22 protein-coding genes are annotated in these 21255 nt (G+C 43.3%); all 22 read left to right on the top strand.

The window, feature by feature from the left end:
- Positions 1-21 precede the first annotated feature (21 nt).
- The 22 genes from I4V44_RS01660 to I4V44_RS01765 all read left to right on the top strand — a co-directional run bounded on the left by I4V44_RS01660 (position 22) and on the right by I4V44_RS01765 (position 21245).
- Positions 22-1737, top strand: coding sequence for an acetyl-CoA carboxylase carboxyltransferase subunit alpha (locus tag I4V44_RS01660; protein ID WP_196002217.1), 1716 nt, complete (start codon positions 22-24; stop codon positions 1735-1737).
- A gap of 889 nt (positions 1738-2626) precedes the next feature.
- Positions 2627-4078: a glutamate--tRNA ligase gene (gltX, locus tag I4V44_RS01665; RefSeq protein WP_022380849.1), complete on the top strand. Its 1452-nt coding sequence runs from the start codon at positions 2627-2629 to the stop codon at positions 4076-4078.
- Between the two features lie 2 nt (positions 4079-4080).
- On the top strand, positions 4081-5907 hold the full coding sequence (locus tag I4V44_RS01670; RefSeq protein WP_118521353.1) for an ATP-dependent helicase: 1827 nt from the start codon (positions 4081-4083) through the stop codon (positions 5905-5907).
- Positions 5904-6455 carry a 4'-phosphopantetheinyl transferase family protein gene (locus I4V44_RS01675; RefSeq protein WP_008704112.1) on the top strand — a complete coding sequence of 184 codons (552 nt, stop codon included), beginning with the start codon at positions 5904-5906 and terminating at the stop codon, positions 6453-6455. The genes I4V44_RS01670 and I4V44_RS01675 overlap by 4 nt, the downstream gene beginning before the upstream one ends.
- 3 nt (positions 6456-6458) lie before the next feature.
- Positions 6459-7589 carry a hypothetical protein gene (locus I4V44_RS01680; protein WP_025577324.1) on the top strand — a complete coding sequence of 377 codons (1131 nt, stop codon included), beginning with the start codon at positions 6459-6461 and terminating at the stop codon, positions 7587-7589.
- A 34-nt stretch (positions 7590-7623) separates the two neighbouring features.
- Positions 7624-8562, top strand: a complete 939-nt coding sequence (gene spoIIIAA, locus I4V44_RS01685; protein ID WP_118521372.1) for a stage III sporulation protein AA — start codon at positions 7624-7626, stop codon at positions 8560-8562.
- A complete protein-coding gene (locus tag I4V44_RS01690; protein WP_008704109.1) occupies positions 8547-9065 on the top strand; it encodes a stage III sporulation protein AB in 519 nt (172 codons plus the stop codon). The genes spoIIIAA and I4V44_RS01690 overlap by 16 nt, the downstream gene beginning before the upstream one ends.
- A gap of 81 nt (positions 9066-9146) precedes the next feature.
- A complete protein-coding gene (gene spoIIIAC, locus I4V44_RS17470) occupies positions 9147-9341 on the top strand; it encodes a stage III sporulation protein AC (protein ID WP_008704108.1) in 195 nt (64 codons plus the stop codon).
- A 52-nt stretch (positions 9342-9393) separates the two neighbouring features.
- Positions 9394-9780: a SpoIIIAC/SpoIIIAD family protein gene (locus tag I4V44_RS01700; protein ID WP_020994071.1), complete on the top strand. Its 387-nt coding sequence runs from the start codon at positions 9394-9396 to the stop codon at positions 9778-9780.
- Positions 9777-11006, top strand: coding sequence for a stage III sporulation protein AE (locus tag I4V44_RS01705; protein ID WP_196002218.1), 1230 nt, complete (start codon positions 9777-9779; stop codon positions 11004-11006). Before I4V44_RS01700 ends, I4V44_RS01705 begins: the two co-directional genes overlap by 4 nt.
- 32 nt (positions 11007-11038) lie before the next feature.
- A complete protein-coding gene (locus I4V44_RS01710) occupies positions 11039-11605 on the top strand; it encodes a stage III sporulation protein AF (protein WP_008704104.1) in 567 nt (188 codons plus the stop codon).
- A 40-nt stretch (positions 11606-11645) separates the two neighbouring features.
- Positions 11646-11906, top strand: coding sequence for a hypothetical protein (locus I4V44_RS01715; protein ID WP_226839499.1), 261 nt, complete (start codon positions 11646-11648; stop codon positions 11904-11906).
- 10 nt (positions 11907-11916) lie between these two features.
- Positions 11917-12669, top strand: coding sequence for a SpoIIIAH-like family protein (locus I4V44_RS01720; protein WP_020994069.1), 753 nt, complete (start codon positions 11917-11919; stop codon positions 12667-12669).
- A gap of 155 nt (positions 12670-12824) precedes the next feature.
- Entirely contained in the window at positions 12825-14414 is a 1590-nt protein-coding gene (locus tag I4V44_RS01725) for a peptide chain release factor 3 (RefSeq protein ID WP_026648457.1), read from the top strand.
- Positions 14415-14482: 68 nt separating this feature from the next.
- Complete coding sequence (locus I4V44_RS01730) at positions 14483-14869, top strand: Asp23/Gls24 family envelope stress response protein (protein WP_008704100.1); 387 nt, start codon at positions 14483-14485, stop codon at positions 14867-14869.
- 64 nt (positions 14870-14933) lie between these two features.
- Positions 14934-15356 (top strand): transcription antitermination factor NusB, encoded by a 423-nt coding sequence (gene nusB / locus I4V44_RS01735; RefSeq protein WP_008704098.1) that lies wholly within the window; start codon positions 14934-14936, stop codon positions 15354-15356.
- Entirely contained in the window at positions 15353-16582 is a 1230-nt protein-coding gene (gene xseA / locus I4V44_RS01740; protein WP_118329954.1) for an exodeoxyribonuclease VII large subunit, read from the top strand. Before nusB ends, xseA begins: the two co-directional genes overlap by 4 nt.
- A complete protein-coding gene (xseB, locus tag I4V44_RS01745) occupies positions 16560-16799 on the top strand; it encodes an exodeoxyribonuclease VII small subunit (RefSeq protein WP_008704094.1) in 240 nt (79 codons plus the stop codon). Before xseA ends, xseB begins: the two co-directional genes overlap by 23 nt.
- Positions 16783-17670: a polyprenyl synthetase family protein gene (locus I4V44_RS01750; RefSeq protein WP_008704093.1), complete on the top strand. Its 888-nt coding sequence runs from the start codon at positions 16783-16785 to the stop codon at positions 17668-17670. The genes xseB and I4V44_RS01750 overlap by 17 nt, the downstream gene beginning before the upstream one ends.
- Positions 17671-17683: 13 nt before the next feature.
- Complete coding sequence (gene dxs / locus I4V44_RS01755) at positions 17684-19555, top strand: 1-deoxy-D-xylulose-5-phosphate synthase (RefSeq protein ID WP_173684358.1); 1872 nt, start codon at positions 17684-17686, stop codon at positions 19553-19555.
- On the top strand, positions 19552-20361 hold the full coding sequence (locus tag I4V44_RS01760; protein WP_008704090.1) for a TlyA family RNA methyltransferase: 810 nt from the start codon (positions 19552-19554) through the stop codon (positions 20359-20361). Before dxs ends, I4V44_RS01760 begins: the two co-directional genes overlap by 4 nt.
- Positions 20362-20384: 23 nt before the next feature.
- Positions 20385-21245, top strand: coding sequence for an NAD(+)/NADH kinase (locus I4V44_RS01765; RefSeq protein WP_008704089.1), 861 nt, complete (start codon positions 20385-20387; stop codon positions 21243-21245).
- The last annotated feature ends 10 nt before the right edge of the window (positions 21246-21255 follow it).

Raw genomic sequence — 21255 nt, forward strand, 5'->3', positions numbered from 1 at the left:
ACATGAAGGAGCAGGATTTTAATGGCAGACTTAAAGAGATTTTTTAAGAAAACAGTTTCAGAAGACCGGCATAAACAGGCCGCATCTGTTTCCGTACCTGAGGGTTTATGGATTAAATGTCCCAAGTGCGGAGAAATGGTTTACAGAGAAGACGTAATATCCAACGCCTATGTGTGCCCGAAATGCGGAGGATATTTCAGAATCAGCGCAAAACGCCGCATCAAAATGATTGCAGATAAAGGAAGTTTTAAAGAGTGGTTCACAGGAATTGACAACAGCAATCCCCTGGACTATCCGGACTATCCGCAGAAAATCGAGAATCTGAAGGAAAAAACACACCTTGATGAGGCAATTCTTATCGGAGAAGCCACCATCGAAGGAATCCGTACAGTGATCGGAGCCATGGATACCAGATTTCTCATGGCTTCCATGGGCTATGTAGTGGGAGAAAAGATCACCCGCTCATTTGAAGAAGCAACAAAACAGGGACTTCCGGTCATTCTGTTCTGTTGCTCCGGCGGTGCCAGAATGCAGGAAGGAATCGTATCACTGATGCAGATGGCAAAAACCTCCGCAGCCATTAAACGTCACTCCCAGGCAGGGCTTCTCTACACATCTGTGCTGACAGACCCGACTACCGGTGGCGTTACAGCAAGCTTTGCCATGCTTGGAGATATTATCCTTGCAGAACCAGGCTCCCTAATCGGATTTGCCGGCCCGAGAGTCATTGAACAGACCATAGGTCAGAAACTGCCGGATGGCTTCCAGAGACCGGAATTTCTTCTGGAACATGGATTTCTCGACGGAATTGTTGAACGAGGCTCTATGCGGGATGTTCTTTCGCTGATCCTGAAACTGCATGATACCAGAAAATGTTACGGAGAATTTCCACAGGAAACATCTGCCAGATCTTTCGATACTTTTGGCAAAAAGAAAAAGCAGAAGAAACAAAAAAATCTCACAGCCTGGGACAGAGTCCAGATTGCCAGAAGCAGTGACCGTCCGTCAGCAGCGGAATATATTGATGCCATTTTTGATGATTTCATGGAATTTCATGGTGACAGAGGTGTCAGAGACGACAATGCCATCATCGGTGGCATTGCTACACTGGACGGACAGCCCGTTACAGTAATCGGAATCCGTAAAGGGCATACTACAAAAGAAAACATCAGATGTAACTTCGGAATGCCATCACCGGAAGGGTACAAAAAGGCTCTTAGACTGATGAAACAGGCAGAGAAATTTGGACGTGCAGTCATTGCATTTGTAGACACTCCGGGGGCATTCTGTGGACTGGAAGCAGAAGAACGGGGACAGGGCGAAGCCATTGCAAGGAATCTTCTGGAAATGTCCGATTTGAAGGTGCCGGTTCTTTCGGTTGTAATTGGTGAAGGCGGCAGTGGCGGTGCACTTGCACTTGCAGTCGGCAATGAAGTCTGGATGATGGAAAATGCAACCTACACCATCCTTTCACCGGAAGGCTTTGCATCCATTCTCTGGAAAGACAGCAGAAAGGCACCGGAAGCTGCGGAGGTCATGAAAGTAACGGCGGCTCATCTGAAAGAACTGGGAATCATTGAACGGATCATACCGGAGGAATATCCTGCAAGTGAGGAGAATTTGCCGGAAATTGCAGAATATATGAAGATCAGAATGAAGCAGTTCCTGGAGAAACAAGCTGGTAAAAGTGGGGAACAGATCGCACAGGAACGGTATGAGAGGTTTCGTAAGATGTAGCGTGTGAATGGCAAAAGGGACGCGCAGAAAAATATTTTATTTGGAGTGCGGTTTCGGGGTCTAAGATATTCTAAGCTCTCAGAAATCTGCTAAAGGCATGAGCCGTCTTGTCAAACTCGCTCCGTTGCAAACTTCGCTCAGACAGTGATGCAGCCGGCTCATAACGCAGATTTCTGAGAACTAAGAATATCTAAGACCCCTGCAAATGCATTCCCAATAAAATATTTTTCTGCGCTGTTTTGTTGCATGTTGTTATGCGTTTTCTTAGGGTTTATATTTATAGCAAATCTCTTAATTAATGTATTTGAGACAGTTCAGCAGAGTGCGAAAGACAAGGAAGATATCTGACGCAGGATTTCACGCCTGATGGGCTGAATCAATATGCATTATTTATGAGGGTTACTATAGTTATGTTGTGTAGCAGGTATGTTATTTAGCCAATTGTTCTGTAAAGTCAGGAGTGGTATCTCCTTTACTGTTGTACACTAAATATGTTATATAACCGATAGTCAGCATGGGAAGCAATTATGTTTGGGGGCGAATTTGAGGGTTCATTGTAGTTCTTGGCATTTGGGAAGCCGCGTTATGAGTCGTCCATTTCACTGTTTGAGCGGAGTTTGCAACGGAGCGAGTTTGAGAGGGCGGCTCATGCTTTTAGCGGCTTTCCAAATGCCTAGAACTACAATGGTTCCGAAACTGAGCCCCCAAACATAATTGCTTCCCATGCGTCCCTTTCCATAACAAACTTTTTTAAAATTTCCTCCATCCCGACTTGAAATAAGAAAGCCTCTGACGTATAATAAACCCGAAAGTAGAAAGGCGCTGCTTTTAAGCAGGGTCTTTTTTTACAGATTTTGAATATATAAAAAATTCAGGAGTGAAAAAAGTTATGACCAAGATCAGAACAAGATTTGCACCAAGCCCTACAGGCAGAATGCATGTTGGAAATTTAAGAACAGCATTATATGCATACCTTATTACAAAACATGAAGGCGGAGATTTCATCCTCCGTATTGAAGATACAGACCAGGAACGTTACGTAGAAGGCGCTGTAGATATTATCTACCGTACTCTTGCAAAAACAGGACTTCTCCATGATGAAGGTCCAGACAAGGACAAAGGCTTTGGACCGTATGTTCAGAGTGAGCGTCAGGCACAGGGAATCTATCTGAAATATGCACAGCAGTTAGTAGAACAGGGTGATGCATACTACTGTTTCTGTAAGAAGGAAGAACTGGAAGGTATGAAACGTGTTGTGGCAGGAAAAGAGATTTCCATTTATGACAAACGCTGCCTTAAACTTTCCAAAGAAGAAGTACAGCGTCGTCTTGATGCAGGAGAACCACACGTAATCCGTTTCAATATGCCAACAGAGGGAACTACAACATTCCATGATGTAATCTACGGAGATATCACAGTAAACAATGAGGAACTGGAAGATCTGATCCTGATCAAATCTGACGGATACCCAACTTATAACTTTGCAAACGTAATCGATGACCATTTAATGGAAATCACACACGTAGTAAGAGGTAACGAGTATCTTTCCTCAGCTCCGAAATACAACCGTATCTACGAAGCTTTCGGATGGGATATCCCGGTTTATGTACATTGTCCGCTGATCACAGATGAGACACACCAGAAGCTTTCCAAACGTTGTGGACATTCCTCTTATGAAGACCTGCTTGATCAGGGATTTGTTTCAGAAGCGATCATCAACTATGTGGCACTTCTCGGATGGAGTCCTTCTGACAACAGAGAGATCTTTACACTGGATGAACTGGTACAGGTATTTGATTATCATCATATCAATAAATCTCCGGCAGTATTTGATATTGCGAAACTTCGTTGGATGAATGGTGAGTATATCAAGAAAATGGATGCGGATGAATTCTATGAGAGAGCACTTCCGTATATGAAAGAAGTTCTGAAGAAAGACTACAACTTCAAGAAGATTGCAGGAATGGTACAGACCAGAATCGAAACATTCCCTGACATTCCGGCTCTGATTGACTTCTTTGAGGAAGTACCGGAATATGATTCCGCCATGTACTGCCATAAGAAAATGAAGACAAATGAAGAGACTTCTCTTACAGTATTAAAAGAAGTACTTCCGGTTCTGGAAGAACAGGAAGATTATACAAATGATCCGTTATTTGAAACATTAAGTGCATTTGTAAAAGAGCATGGTTATAAGAACGGATATGTAATGTGGCCTCTGCGTACTGCTGTTTCCGGCAAGCAGATGACGCCGGCCGGTGCTACTGAGATCATGGAGATCATCGGTAAAGACGAGACAATCAAACGAGTAAAGGCAGCTATTGAGAAATTAAGCAAATAAATATGAAGAGAAATCCATCTCAACTTCGGGCAATCACTCACCTGTCAGGACCTATGATGGTCCTGGCAGGTCCCGGCTCGGGGAAAACTTCCGTTATTGTGGAGAGAACTGCATACATGATCAATGAGGGGAAGATACCGGCTTCTTCTATTTTGGTTGTAACTTTTTCCAGAGCAGCGGCAACAGAGATGAAAGAACGGTTTTTGAAATTCGTGGGACAGAACAGAAGCGAAGTGACTTTTGGAACTTTCCACGGAATTTTTTATGGGATTTTGAAAGCGGCCTATCATCTGAGTGCGGCCAATATTCTTTCTGAGGAAGAGAAATTCAGTATTCTACGTGAGATGACTGAGAAATATGGACAGGAAATGGCTCAGGAGGGAGATTTCATTGAAGAAGTTGCCAGGGAAATCAGTGTCGTAAAGGGGAACTGTATTTCTCCGGAGCATTATTATGCATCCTGTTGCTCGGATGAGATATTCAGGGACATTTTTCATGGCTATAAGCAGGCTCTGAAGGCGAAACGCAAGCTGGATTTTGATGATATGATCCTCTGTTGTTATGAACTTTTTTCTCAGAGACAGGATATCCTGAATGCATGGAGAAGAAAATTTGTCTACATTCTGGTGGATGAGTTTCAGGACATCAACAGCTTACAATACAAGATTTTGCAGATGCTGGCGGCACCTGTCAATAACCTGTTTATTGTAGGGGATGATGACCAGTCCATCTATCATTTCCGGGGCGCAAGACCAGAGATTATGTTAAATTTTACAAAGGATTATCCGAAGGCAGAGACAGTCCTTCTGAATGTGAATTACCGGTGCAGTAAGAATATCCTGCGTACAGCCATGGAAGTGATCGGATGTAATACCAGACGCTTCAAAAAGCAGCTGGATACTCCAAATGAAGAAGGGATGCCTGTGACGTGCAAGGAATTTGATAATCCAAGAGAAGAGTATATGTGCGTGGTGGCAGCACTGAAAAAAAGAATGGAGCGCGGCGAGGATCTGCTGAATACGGCAATCCTGCTTCGTACAAATCAGGAATCGGAAGGTCTGATCAATGTGCTGATGGAATATCAGGTTCCTTTTACAATGAAAGAACAGCTTCCCAATCTTTTCCGCCACTGGATCTGCCGTGCGCTTCTGGCTTATCTTGAAATGGCAGCAGGAGACAGGAGCAGGAAGAATTTGCTGGAGATCATGAACCGGCCAAATCGCTATATTTCCAGAGAAGCGTTGAACAGTTCGCAGATTAATTTTAATGAACTTCGGGAATATTATAAAGACAAAGACTGGATGTGCGACAGGATTACCACACTGGAAACGCATCTGAGGATTCTTGGTACTCTTTCCCCTTTTGCTGCGATTAATTTTATCAGAAAAGGAATGGGATTCGAAGAATACTTGCGTGAATATGCACAGTATCGTAAAATAAAACCAGAGGAACTGCTTGAGACCCTGGACCGGATCCATGAGAGTGCAAAAGGCATGAAAACCCTGGCGAAGTGGCAGGCTTACATAGAAGAATATACGAAGCGCCTGAATGAACAGGCAAGGAAACAGCAGGATAAAAAAGAAGGAGTGACTATATCCACACTCCATGCGGTAAAAGGTCTGGAATATGATATTGTGTATATTCTGAATGTTAATGAAGGAAGCATTCCATATCGCAAGGCGGTTTTGGCAGAAGCAGTGGAAGAAGAACGAAGATTGTTTTATGTAGGGATGACCAGGGCGAAAAAGAAGCTGGTGCTTGCCTATGTGAAACGCCAGTATGAGAAGGAACGGGAGCCTTCCCGGTTTCTTGAGGAGACAGGCCTATGAATAAAGGAATTATTTACTGTACAAAAATACGGGAAGAATATGAAGGCGCACATATGGAGCATATGATCGCAGAGAAACTTCTGGAAATCGCACTGAAAAAAGAATATGGAATCAATCTGTACAATGAACCCAGAGCAGAGGGAGAACATGGAAAACCATTCCTTTCCTATCGTCCGTCCCTGCATTATAATATCAGTCATTCCGGAAAATATGTGGTATGTATTCTGGCTGATCAGGAGGTTGGAATTGATGTGCAGATTCATTGCAGAGCCAATTATGAAAGAATGCTCAGACGTATGGTACCCCGGGAACAGTATCTCGAAATTCTCTCAGATATAAATGTGGAAAAGAAATTTTTTGAACAGTGGGTATTGAGGGAAGCTTATATCAAATGGACCGGTGAGGGGCTTTCCAGAGACATGAGGACTATATCCATGGATGAAGGCAGTCATATGCTGCTTGATATGGAAGACGGTTACAGTGGAGCAGTATGGGCAATGAATCCCATGGAAATCAACTGGAAATATGAAGACATCATACTTGGGTAAGACATGAACAGACAAACGAAGAAAGAAATCCGGAGACTGGCAGTGAAGATTCTTGTAGCAGTACTGGCACTTGGACTGGCTTTCTGGGGATATGCTTTCGTATACAGGGGTAAGACGGAACCTCCTGCAAAATATCCGGTAACCAACCAGGATGCTGCAGTGTATTCATTACGCGGACAGATACAGATGCTGTCGCAGCAGGAGGAGTTAAATACCTTTGCCTTTGAGGGCAGAAAAAAAGAAAAAGAGTACGGAACTTATATTATTCCCGGACTGAGATATACAAGAACATTCCTGAATGCAGAGGGTACAAAACAGGCGGTATGTACTTCCATGACTCCTCAGGGACTTGCAGTGACCGATGAGTATGTACTTGTAAGTGCCTATTGTCATACGGAAAAACATAACTCTGTTATTTATGTGATCAACAAAGAAACTCACAGATTTATCAAAGAGGTAGTCCTGCCAGGTCTGCCTCATGTAGGCGGACTTGCCTATGATCAGGAACATGATATGCTGTGGTATTCTTCAAATACCAATGGAATCGCACAGGCGATCAGCATTAAGATGGATGTGCTGCGTGACTATAATTATGCGGATAACCATATGCCTGTGCAGGTAAATCAGACATGTAGTCTTTATGGAATCGTGAGAGATTCTTTTATGACTTTCTATAAGGGGTGCCTGTATGTAGGATGTTTTAACAAATATACAGAGAGCACCATCGCGAGATATGCGGTGGATTCAAAAGGTGATCTGGTGAATACTTTTAATGAGGAACTTGGCATGATGTTTGAAATGGCGGTTCCGCTGGATTATTCTACAATATCAGAACAGGCACAGGGAATGGCTTTTTATAACGATAAGCTGTTGTTGTCTCATTCTTTTGGTATTCTGCCATCCAGGATTGTTTTTTATGAACAGTCGGATAAACGTCTGTATGTCAATGAAAATTCTGCAAGATCATACAGAATGCCTGAGATGATCGAGCAGATTGTTGTAGAGGGGGATGAACTTTACGTACTCTTTGAATCAGGAGCTTATGCGTACAGGGGGTATGCAGGAAATGTGGTAGACCGGGTTCTGAAGCTGAATCTGATAAAAATGGAAGAGTCTTATCAGGAAGAGTACTAAAATCGGTTTGTCCACATATATTAAGTGTAAAGAGGTGAGACATATAGAAGCGCAGCAGATTGAAAACCTGTTTGCCGGAAATATCCGGAATCTTTTAATGGATGCGAAGCTGGATTATGATAAATTATATGAGATACGCCTTCGTGTAGGGCGCCCGTTGTTTTTAACTTATGACGGAGGAGAGTGTTTTCTGCGAAAACCGGGCCAGGAACAGTATCTGGTGACAACGGAAGATCTGAAAGAAACACTGGAATATGTCACAGGATATTCTCTGTATGCTTATGAGGATGAGATCAGACAGGGATTTATCAGTGTTCAGGGTGGTCACAGAGTAGGTGTGACCGGAAAGGTAGTGCTGGATCGGGGCAGGATCATGGGAATGAAATATATTTCCTGCATCAATGTCCGTCTGGCACATGAGATTCAGGGATGTGCGGATAAGGTGATGTCTTATATCCGTACAGAGAAATGGGTTGCAAATACATTGATCATTTCACCGCCAAGGTGTGGAAAGACTACGCTGCTCAGAGATATTATCAGGCAGCTCAGTAATGGATGGGCAAATACTCAGGGTCTTACAATAGGTGTGGTGGACGAGAGAAGTGAGCTGGCAGGCTGTTATCAGGGAATTCCTCAGAATGATCTGGGAATGCGTACAGATGTGCTGGACTGCTGTCCGAAATCAGAAGGTATGCAGATGCTGGTACGTTCCATGTCACCGGATGTGGTTGCAGTGGACGAGTTAGGCTGTGAAGAGGATTTCAAGGCAGTTGACTCAGTAATCCACTGCGGATGTAAGCTGATTGCGACTGCACATGGAAGCTGTCTGGAGGATGTTCTGGATCAGCCATTCTTTTATAAGCTTATGGGCGAGAAAGTATTTGAACGTTATATTATCCTGGACAAAAATGATCAGGCAGGATGTCTGAAAGCTGTATTAGATGAAAATGGAAAAGTATGCTTAGAACAGTAGGATTGTGTGTAATTGTAATTTCCGGTGTCGGTTGCGGTTTTGCCATGAGCAATGAACTTGGCAGACGCAAAAAGATGATGGAAATGATCTTACGGATGATCATCCTCCTAAGAGGAGAAATACGTTATGGAAATAAATCTCTGTACGATGCCTTTACAGGTGCTTCCGGGAAACTGGAAGGGAAGTACAGAGAATTTTTTATACTTACGGCACAGAAAATGAAAGAAAAAACAGGGGATTCCTTTGGGACAATCTTCAGAGAATCGGCCGGAAAGTGTCTGGATCTGGATTGTCTTTCGCAGGAAGAGAGAGACAGATTTTATTCACTGGGAGATCAGCTTGGTTATCTTGGACTGGATATGCAGCTAAAACAGATGGATCTGATGGAAAAGGAAACAGAATATGCGATCAGGGAACTCAGGAAAGATTTTTGTGAAAAAAGAAAATTATACCGCAGTATGGGAATACTGGGCGGAATATTTGTGGCTGTGTTTTTTTGGTGAGCATGTATTTATAATCTGTTTCTTTACTGTGTAGATTACTGTTTTGCTATATCTGGCAGCAGAAGCCGGAAAGGAGAGACTGTGGAGGTAAGTCTTATTTTTAAAATCGCTGCAGTAGGGATTCTGGTTTCTGTTCTCTGCCAGATCCTGAAACACAGTGGAAGGGATGAACAGGCATTTCTGGTAAGCCTGGCGGGGCTTCTGATGGTGCTGTTCTGGATTGTTCCATATATTTATGAACTGTTTGAAAGTATTCAGCAGTTGTTTGTGCTGTGATTTCAAATCAACTGTTATGGCAGTTGACAGAACAGAAAGAGGTTTGAATGGCATGGATATTGTGAAAGTTTCAATCATGGGTATCTGCGGAATGATGCTTGGTTTTATTCTAAAAGAAACCAGACCGGAATTTGCTGCACTTGTGACCATGATGACGGGTTTTCTGATTCTTGGTCTTGCAGCAGGAAAAGTTTCTTATCTGTTTGAAACCATGAACAGGCTGAGAGAAAGCTTCCCCATAGACAGCAGTTATCTCACAGTTCTGGTTAAGATTATCGGGATTACATATATCGGACAGTTTTCATCTGCAATCTGCAAAGATGCCGGATATCAGATGATCGGAACACAGATCGACCTGTTCTGTAAACTGTCTGTGATGGTTCTGAGTATGCCGGTACTGCTGGCAATTCTGGATACGATTTCGGAGTTTATGATATGAGGCAGGATAAAGAGAGAAGTATCAGGGAACAGGCAGATCTGTGGAAAGGTTACTGGTGTATACTGGCATGTATACTTTTGGTAGGAAGAGTGTCATATCTTACATTCTTTCAGAATCATATAGTATCCGTATATGCCGCTGCGCAGACAGAACAGAAAGAAGATTCTTCAGTACAGATCCTGCAGGAGAATCTAATGGAAGAGATACAGATTGATGATGTGCAGAAAATGTTGGATGAGATTATGGATGACCATGTTTTTTCTGTCAGGGAAGCACTGATGAATATCATAAACGGGGAGGAGCCTGTTTCAAAAGAGACTGTACGGAGCTTTTTGTACAGTCTCTTTTTTTCGGATATAGAGAATGAAAAAGGATTAATACTGAAACTTTTACTTGTGATTTTTATTGCAGCGGTGCTGGCAGAGTTTGCTGATGTTTTCGGAAACGGACAGGCTGGCAGTATCAGCTTTTATATTGTCTATCTTGCGCTGTTTACAATGCTTATGGAGAATTTCTCAAGGCTTGGAAGTACGCTTACAAACTGGCTTCTTGGACTGACGGATTTCATGAAAGTTCTGTCTCCGGCTTATTTTATGACAGTGGCTGCATCAACCGGATCATCAACGGCTGCTGCATTTTATGAAGGGATTTTGTTGATGATCTGGGCGGTTCAGTGGCTTCTTGCAAATCTGTTTCTGCCTGCTGTAAACCTGAGTTTGCTTCTGAAAATGGTTAATTATTTGTCAAAAGAGGAGATGCTTACAAAAATGGCAGAACTTTTGGATGTAGCTGTAAACTGGGGGTTGAAAACTCTTCTGGGAGCTATTGTTGGTCTGCAGATTGTGCGGAATATGGTGAGCCCGGTGATGGATGCCATGAAGCGTTCTGCTGTTGGCAAGGCAGCGAGTGTGATTCCCGGCATTGGAAATGCAGTGACCGCTGTAACAGAATTAGTGCTGACCAGTGCAGTGATGGTGCGAAACAGTTTTGGCGCAGTAATCGTGATCCTTCTGTTGCTGATTGGAGCAGGACCGATTATCCATTATGGAAGTCTTTCTCTGGTTTATCGTTTTCTGGCTGCGATTGCACAGCCAATTTCTGACAAAAGAGTTGTGGGAGCCCTGAGTACAATGGGGGAGGGATGTGCAATGCTTTTAAAGCTTTTGCTGACAGCAGAAGTACTTTGCATGCTGACATTTCTGATAGTTGTAGTTTCTGTATCCTGATGAACTGACAGAAAGATTGCCGGAGGAAACATATGAAAGAAGAGCTGTATTTATGGATTCGGAATCTGGCAGTATTTTATATCTTTTTCACTGCGGTTCTGAATCTGATACCTGACCAGAAGTATGAGAAATATGTACGCTTTTTTATGGGCCTGCTGCTGATTTTTATGATGAGTACCCCGATATTTTCCATTCTTGGAAAAGGTTCGGAACTGACGGAAAGTTTTCTGGATAATTTTTCTGAAGAAAACAGAGAGAAAGAACTCCGGGAATTTCAGAATATTCAGAAAGTCTATCTGGAAAAAGGTTACGAACTGGAACTGGAACAGAAAATCCGGGAAACTCTGGAAAAAAGAGGCATAGAAGTATATAAGGTGAAAGTAAATATAGAAGGGGAGGAGACGCAGGCAAACCTTGTACTGAAGACAGAAATTTCTCAGGAGGAGAGAAAGGAGCTTAAAGATGCGCTGGTGGAAGAGTGGGGACTTAAAGAAAACAGAATTTGTATCCAGATTGTCCGAAATGAATCCGGCAAAATGGGGAATCCTGTTGCTCATCGGAGTACTTCTGGCAGTAGCGGCGATGCCTGTATCCAGTAAGCAGCAAAAGAAAAATACGGCAGGAGAGCAGAGTGAAGATATGCAAAAAAGTGTTCTGGAAGAGAAACTTGAAGCATTTCTTGAAAATACGGAAGGGGTGGGAAAGGTACAGGTTATCCTGATGACAGATGAGAAGAAAGACAGGCAGAGCTTCTATAATTCAGAAACCATACAGGTGACCGGTGTTCTGATTTCTGCGGAAGGCGGAGGAAATCCTGTAGTGGTCCAAAATATTCAGGAGGCGGTCATGGCATTATTTCAGGTGGATGCTCATAGAATTAGAATAATGAAAATGAAATGAGGAGATAAATGTGAAAAAAGTCATCGGAAAAAATCAGGTCATTATTACATCGCTGGCAATTCTGATTGCAGTGGCAGGATATCTGAACTTTGCGGATGTAGATCTTGGATTCAGGGATAAGGAGGCAAGTACGGACAGCAGCAGTATCCTTGAAGATGCAGGATATGATCTTACAGATGAAACTGCTCTTCTGGATGAAAATCAGGCAGATGGAGGTCTGACTGATAATAGTCTTACAGACAGTCAGGAAACGGATACTCCCGGGGAGGCTGTGTTTACGGGTTCTACAGGATTTGCCGCACAGGCAAAGATCAGCAGAGAACAGGTGCGCTCACAGAACAAGGCAGATCTGCAGGACATTATCAATAATGAAGAAATTGATGATGAAGAGAAGCAGGAGGCAATACATACGATGGTCTCGATGACAGACCTTTCAGAAAAAGAAGCGGCAGCAGAGCTTTTGCTGGAGGCGAAGGGCTTTAAGAATGTAGTTGTAAATCTTACCGGAGAAACTGCGGATGTTGTGATCCCTGAAGCAGAACTTTCTGATGCACAGAGAGCACAGATTGAAGATATTGTAAAAAGGAAAACAGGAATTGCGCCAGAAAATATTGTGATCACCCCACTGAAGGAGAGTGAAGATGCAGAAGATACAACACAGACAGATGAAACATCAGCAGATACTTCGTATGAGGAAGACAGCGAAACATCAGCACAGCCATATGAGGATACCGCAATCGATACAACTGATATTTATGACTGATATTTTGATATGAATATGCGAACATATATCTTGACAGAAAAGAGGTGCATATACTAGAATAGGAATGCTGTAAAAAAATAGAAAACGTAACTGATACCGGCTGTTGCCGGTGTTTTATGTAAACAATTATAAAAAAGCGCAACAGGAGGCTGAACGTGTCTAAGTATACGAATGAAATAGAAAAAAGAAGAACATTTGCCATTATTTCCCATCCGGATGCAGGTAAAACTACACTGACTGAGAAATTCCTGCTGTATGGCGGAGCAATCAATCTTGCCGGAAGTGTTAAAGGTAAGGCAACAGCCCGCCATGCAGTGTCAGACTGGATGGAGATCGAAAAAGAGAGAGGTATTTCCGTTACTTCCTCTGTTCTGCAGTTCCATTATGATGGTTACTGCATTAATATTCTGGATACACCGGGACATCAGGATTTCTCGGAGGATACTTACCGTACACTGATGGCAGCAGATTCTGCAGTCATGGTAATCGACGGTTCCAAGGGTGTGGAGGCACAGACCAGAAAACTGTTCAAGGTCTGCGTAATGCGCCATATCCCGATTTTTACATTTATCAATAAGATGGATCGTGATGCAAACGACACATTTGACCTTCTTGATGAGATTGAGAAAGAACTTGGCATCGCAACCTGCCCGATTAACTGGCCAATCGGTTCCGGTAAGAAATTCCGCGGTGTTTATGACCGTGATACAGAGAAAATACTTACCTTTTCTGATACACAGAAAGGTACCAAAGAAGGTGTGATCGAGGAAATCCCGTTAAGTGACAGCCGGGCAGATGAGATTATGGATCCGGAGCAGAAAGCACAGCTTCTGGACGAGATTGAGCTTCTGGACGGCGCAAGTGCAGATTTTGACCAGGAGCTGGTAAGCAAAGGTAAGCTGACACCTGTATTCTTCGGATCTGCGCTGACAAACTTCGGTGTGGAAACATTTCTGGAACATTTCCTGAAGATGACAACATCACCGCTTCCGAGAGTGTCTGATATTGGGGAAATTGACCCCATGGATGATGATTTCTCAGCGTTTGTATTTAAAATCCAGGCAAACATGAACAAGGCACACAGAGACAGAATCGCATTTATGAGAATCTGTTCCGGTAAATTTGACGCTTCCCAGGAAGTATATCATGTGCAGGGTGATAAAAAGATGCGTCTGCTTCAGCCGCAGCAGATGATGGCAGAATCCCGCCATGTGGTAGATGAGGCATATGCCGGAGATATTATCGGTGTTTTTGACCCGGGTATCTTTTCCATCGGAGATACAATCTGTGCACCCGGTAAAAAGTTTGCATTCGAAGGTATTCCTACATTTGCACCGGAACATTTTGCGAGAGTCCGTCAGATTGATACTATGAAGAGAAAACAGTTTGTTAAAGGTATCAATCAGATCGCGCAGGAAGGTGCTATTCAGATTTTTCAGGAGTTTAATACCGGTATGGAAGAAATTATTGTAGGTGTTGTAGGTGTCCTGCAGTTTGATGTTCTGAAATATCGTCTGGAAAATGAATATAATGTAGATATCCGTCTGGAAACACTTCCATATGAACATATTCGCTGGATTGCAAATAAAGAAGAAGTAAAAGTGGATAAGATCATTGGAACCTCTGATATGAAAAAAGTTACTGATCTTAAGGGAAATCCGCTGCTCCTCTTTGTAAATTCCTGGAGTGTGGGTATGACAGAGGACAGAAATCCTGGCTTAATATTAACGGAATTCAGTAAATAACCCTTTTCATTTATCTGTCGATTTGGTATAATGAACAAAGATTAAAGAATCCCTCAGGAGGTTTTCAGATGGCAGAGAAAAGAATAACATATAAAATACAGGATTTAGGAGGCATTGGTGAGGTCCAGATCGCAGATGAAGTGGTCGCTATCATTGCCGGACTTGCTGCTACGGAAGTAAACGGAGTTGCTTCCATGGCAGGCAATATCACAAACGAACTGGTAAGCAAACTTGGAATGAAGAATCTTTCCAGAGGTGTTAAGGTTACTGTACTCGAAGGAGTTGTAACAGTAGACCTGAACCTGAATATCGAATATGGTAAGAACATTCTTGAGACAAGTAAGAAAGTTCAGGAGAAAGTAAAATCATCCATAGAGAATATGACAGGTCTTGAGGTTGCAGATGTTAATATTCATATTGCCAGTGTAGATATGGAGAACGAAAAAGGAAAGTAACCCTTTCCTTTTTTGTGTACTTAAGAGATATTTAGAAAGGAAAGCTGTTTATACAGCAAAAATTATGCGAAGAAGAGAGCAGAGAGAACATATTTTTAAATTACTGTTCATGACAGAATTTAATTCAGAGGAAGAGATGAGTGAGCAGCTTTCACTTTATTTTGATACTCTGGAGGAACTTTCAGAGAAAGATCAGGAGTATATGAGCCGGAAATACCGCCATGTACTTGAAAAATTAGACGAGATCGATGCACTGTTAAATGAGACAAGCAATGGCTGGAAGACAAAGAGAATGAGCCGCGTTGACCTGACTGCCCTGCGTCTGGCAGTGTATGAACTGAAATATGACAAAGATGTACCTACAGGTGTAGCTATCAATGAGGCGGTAGAGCTTGCCAAACGTTTTGGCGGTGAGACTTCCGGTTCCTTTGTAAACGGTATCCTTGGCAAGATTGCCAACAGTGAAAGCGAAGAAAAATCAGAATGAAAAACACATATTCTGTAGGTCAGGTAAACCGTTATATCAAAAATATGTTTACCCAGGATTATTTACTGCAGAAGATTTATGTAAAAGGCGAGGTGTCCAATTGTAAATATCATACAAGCGGACACATCTATTTTTCCCTGAAAGATGAGACAGGAACATTGAATTGTGTGATGTTTGCCGGACACAGACGGGGACTTGCATTTGCCATGAAAAATGGCGATAAGGTGATCGTTGGCGGGAGTGTGGATGTATATGAACGCGACGGCCGCTATCAGATGTATGCAAAGGAGATTACCCTGGAAGGTGCAGGAACTCTGTATGAGAGATATCTTGCATTGAAGCAGGAACTGGAAGATATGGGAATGTTTGCACAGGAGTACAAACAGCCCATTCCGAGATTTATCAGACGTCTGGGTGTGGTAACTGCACCGACAGGTGCGGCTGTTCAGGATATCCGCAATATTTCCTATCGAAGAAATCCCTATTTACAGATTATTTTATATCCGGCTCTTGTACAGGGGGCGGGTGCGGCAGAAAGTATTGTAAAAGGAATACAGATGCTTGATAAGACAGATGTGGATGTGATCATTGTGGGAAGAGGCGGCGGCTCTATTGAAGATCTCTGGGCGTTTAATGAAGAAATCGTGGCCAGAGCTATTTTTGAGTGCAGTACACCTATTATTTCCGCAGTAGGTCATGAAACGGATTTTACAATTGCTGATTTCGCTGCTGATCTGCGAGCTCCTACTCCTTCTGCTGCGGCAGAGCTTGCGGTGGATGATTACAGAAGTGTGATTGAAGCAGTAAGTATTTACAGGCAGCGGTTATATCGTGCAATGAGTGGTAAAATGGATCTGTACCGCAGCAGACTGGAGCATTTTCAGACAAAATTTGCTTATCTGAGTCCGGAGAACAGGCTGCGGGAGCAGAGACAGCGTCTGGCAGATCTGGAGAATGCTGTACAAAATGGAATGAACAGGAAACTTCAGGATGAGAGACACAGATTGTCTGTTTATCTGGAACGTTTTGCAGGACTTTCCCCTTTAAAGAAACTGAATCAGGGATATTCTTATGTGGCAGATAAATATAAAAAGACATTGACAAGTGTAGAACAGGTACAAAATGGGGATACCATTTATATATCTGTGACAGACGGTACGATAGAAGCAGATGTTACAGGTACGGTGAAGGAGGAGAGAATCTATGGCGAAGAAAGAAAACTGTGAGCAGTTACAGGAGGAGAAATCTCTGGAAGAGATGTTTGCAGAACTGGATCTGCTGGCTGAAAAACTGGAAAACAGAGACACATCGCTGGAGGACTCTTTTATACTGTACAGACAGGGCATGGAACTTTTGAAACTTTGCAGCGGGAAGCTGGATACAGTGGAGAAGAAAATGCTGCAGCTTAATGAGGATGGTACATTTAGTGAATTTTCAAGATGAATTAGCAAAGAGAACGGAAGAAACAGAGAAAGTGATCAGAAGCTTTCTGCCTGCAGAGGCGGGATTCGCCGGAACAATGGCTCAGGCTATGAATTACAGTATGCTGGCAGGAGGCAAGCGCCTTCGGCCAATGTTGATCCGGGAGACATATCGCCTGTTTGATGGTAAGGAAGAAGTTGTAAAACCGTTTATGGCAGGAATGGAGATGATCCATACTCATTCCCTGATCCATGACGATCTTCCTGCACTTGATGATGATGATTACAGGCGCGGCAGACTGACTACACATAAGGTATATGGGGAAGCCATGGGGGTGTTAAGCGGTGTTGCGCTGCTTAATTACGCATACGAAACCATGTTTCAGGCATTTGCCCTGACAAAAGAGCAGGATCGGGTAATCCATGCGTTGAGAGTGGTCTCACAGAAAACAGGCATTCATGGAATGCTTGGAGGACAAAGTGTTGATGTGGAAAATGACGGAAAGCCCCTTGAAAAAGAGATGCTTGACTATATTTACAGAAATAAGACGTCAGCATTGATCGAAGCCTCCATGATGACAGGCGCAATTCTTGCAGGAGCAAATGAGCAGGAAGTATCTGCAGTGGAGAAAGCTGCCGGAAATATAGGACTGGCTTTCCAGATTCAGGATGATATTCTGGATGTGACCAGCACTGCAGAAGAACTGGGAAAACCTGTACACAGTGATGAGAAGAATAATAAAGTTACTTATGTGACTCTTTTTGGAACAGAGAAGGCTGCTGAACAGGTGGAAGAACTCTCAGAAAAGGCAATCGATCTGCTGAAGAGTCTGAATAAAAATAACGAGTTTCTGTATTTGTTAATTGAAAAATTAATAAACCGCAGAAAATAAAGGAAGGATACAAATGATTCTGGAAAAGATTAAGAAACCCAATGATATCCATAAGATACCATTGGAAGATTTCGAGCCTCTGGCAGCGGAGATCAGGGACTTTTTAATCCGGTCAGTAAGTCGGACAGGCGGACATCTTGCTTCAAATCTGGGAGTAGTGGAACTGACTCTGGCTCTTCATAATGTGCTGGATTTTCCGGAAGACAAACTAATCTGGGATGTGGGACATCAGGCATATACACATAAGATTCTTACCGGAAGAAAAGATGAATTTAAGAATCTGCGACAGGAAGGTGGATTAAGCGGTTTTCCTAAGAGAAGTGAGAGCCCCTGTGATGCATATGATGCAGGACACAGTTCCAATTCAATTTCGGCAGGACTGGGATATGTGCATGCCAGAGATATTCTGGGACAGAAGCATCATGTGGTTTCTGTGATCGGAGATGGTGCTCTCACCGGAGGAATGGCGTATGAGGCATTAAATAATGCTGCAGAGTTAAAGACAAATTTTATTATTATCATAAATGACAATAATATGTCCATTTCCAGAAATGTAGGAGGCATGTCCACTTATCTGAGTGCACTGAGAACTGCAGAAGCTTATACAGGAATGAAGATGGGTGTGACAAAGGCACTGAAGAAGGTTCCGAAGGTAGGGACTGCTCTGGTAGATACTATGAGAAAAACCAAAAGCAGTGTCAAGCAGCTTTTTATTCCGGGAATGCTGTTTGAAAATATGGGACTGACATATCTGGGACCTGTTGATGGTCATAATATGCGTCAGATGATGAAACTCTTTAATGAAGCAAAACGGGTAGAGGGACCGGTAGTTGTTCATGTCCTGACAAAGAAAGGCAGAGGATACGAACCTGCAAGTGCCCATCCGGACAGGTTTCATGGAACAGGTCCTTTTGATATTAAAACAGGCCGGGTACTTCAGAAGAAAACAGTGCCGGGTTATACAGATGTTTTTTCCAAAGCACTGGTCTCTCTTGGTGAGAAAAATAAAAAACTGACAGCTATTACCGCAGCCATGCCGGATGGAACCGGACTTGTGGAATTTTCCAGGAGATTTCCGGACAGATTTTTTGATGTGGGAATCGCAGAGGAACATGCGGTGAGTTTTGCGGCGGGTCTGGCTCTTGGCGGCCTGGTTCCTGTTGTTGCCATCTATTCATCTTTTCTGCAGCGTGCTGTAGATCAGATCCTGCATGATGTATGTATGCAGAAGCTTCATGTGATTTTTGCTGTTGACAGGGCAGGGCTTGTAGGCGCAGACGGGGAGACGCATCAGGGCTGCTTTGATCTGTCTTATTTGTCCATGATGCCGAATATGACTGTTCTGGCACCGAAGAATGACAGAGAACTGGAAGAGATGCTTGCATTTGCGGTAAGCTTTGACGGACCGATTGCAATCCGCTATCCGAGAGGCAGTGCGCATCAGGGGCTTCGGGAATATCAGGCACCTGTGGAATATGGCAGAAGTGAGATTATCCGCAAAGGAAAAAAAATCGCTGTGCTGGGAGTGGGAAGTATGATCCCGTCCTGCATGGAAATCTGTAAAGGACTGAAAGATGACGGCTATGATCCTACTTTTGTAAATGCCAGATTTGTGAAACCACTGGATGTGGATCTTCTTGATGAACTGGCAAAGGATCACAGTCTGTTTGTGACAGTAGAAGAGAATGTGAAAAGCGGCGGATACGGAGAGCATGTGTCTGCTTATATGGAAGCCTGTCATCCGGAAATAAGAGTGTTGTCGGCAGCTGTCTGGGATCGTTTCGTACCCCAGGGAAATGTAGAAAGCCTGCGCAGCCGGATTGGACTTGGAGTGGAAGACATCAGACAGGCAATAGAAGATAGTGAGGAATTAAGAGAGCAATGAAGAAACGTTTGGATATGCTTATGATGGAACGTGCCCTTGCACCATCCCGCGAGAAAGCAAAGGCATTCATCATGGCAGGCGATGTATATGTTGATGGTCAGAAAGAAGATAAGGCGGGAACCATGTTCCCGGAGACTGTAAAGATTGAGGTCAGAGGAAACACTCTTCCGTATGTAAGCCGCGGTGGGCTGAAACTTGAAAAAGCTATGAAAAACTTTGATGTCACATTGGATAGTAAGGTCTGTATGGATGTAGGTGCGTCCACCGGAGGGTTTACAGATTGTATGTTACAGAACGGGGCAGTAAAAGTTTATTCCATTGATGTAGGATATGGACAGCTTGACTGGAAGCTTCGTAACGATCCGCGTGTAGTCTGTATGGAGAAAACCAATATCCGCTATGTGGTACCGGAGGATTTGGGAGAACCGGCAGATTTTTCATCAATTGATGTGTCCTTTATTTCTCTTACAAAAGTACTGCTTCCTGTAAGAAATCTCCTTACAGATGAGGGTGAGATCGTATGTCTGATCAAGCCGCAGTTTGAGGCGGGGAGAGAGAAAGTCGGAAAGAAGGGGGTTGTAAGAGATCCTGCTGTTCATCAGGAAGTGATCGAAAAAGTGCGCGATTATGCCATGAGTATTTTTATGGAGCCATGTCATCTTTCTTTTTCGCCAATTAAAGGACCGGAAGGAAATATCGAATATCTTCTTCATCTGAAAAAACATCCGGAAGGTACCGGGGTTACCGACAGCCTGAAGGTATCTGTAGAAGCTGTTGTGGCAGAGGCTCATGGACAGTTGGATTAAAAAGGCTGAGTCAGGAAGAAACTATGGACAGGTTTTATATTATTACAAACAGTGACAAGGATAAAAAACTTGAAATCACAGAAAAAATCGCAGATTATCTGAAAACACATCACAAAAACTGTGAAGTACAGCAGGCAGAAAGGAAACATGAGGGTTCCTTTCATTATACAGATCCTGATAAGGTTCCGGACGATACACAGTGTATTATTGTTCTGGGAGGAGATGGCACACTTCTTCAGGCAGCAAGGGATGTGGTGCATAAGGAAATTCCTCTTCTTGGAATCAATCTGGGAAATCTGGGTTTTCTTGCAGAAGTGAATCAGACCTCTCTGTACAGTGCTCTGGATCAGCTGATGGCGGATGATTACGAGGTAGAAGAACGCATGATGCTGGAAGGAAGAGTGTACCGCGGCAGAAAACTGATCGGACAGGATATTGCATTGAATGACATTGTGATCGGCAGAGACGGTCATCTCCGCGTGGTCCGGTTTAAGAATTATGTAAATGATGTTTATCTTAACTCTTATAATGCTGATGGAATTATTATTTCAACACCTACCGGATCTACTGGATACAGTCTGTCAGCGGGAGGACCTATTGTATCGCCCAATGCCGCCATGACGATCATGACTCCCATAGCACCACACACGCTGAATACAAGAAGCATTATTTTTCCTGCGCAGGATGTGATCACTGTAGAGATAGGAAAAGGAAGACACTGTGACTGTGAAAAGGGAATCGCATCTTTTGACGGAGATACATTTATCCCCATGGTCACCGGTGACTGCATTCAGATCCGGCAGGCAGATGTAAAGACAAAGATTCTGAAGCTGAACCATTTAAGTTTTGTTGAGGTATTGCGCCGGAAGATGAGAGACAGCTGATCAGCAGGAG

Origin of the sequence: Blautia sp. 1001283B150304_161114_C9, from assembly GCF_015668165.1 — a bacterium.
Taxonomy (GTDB): Bacteria; Bacillota; Clostridia; order Lachnospirales; family Lachnospiraceae; genus Blautia_A; species Blautia_A wexlerae.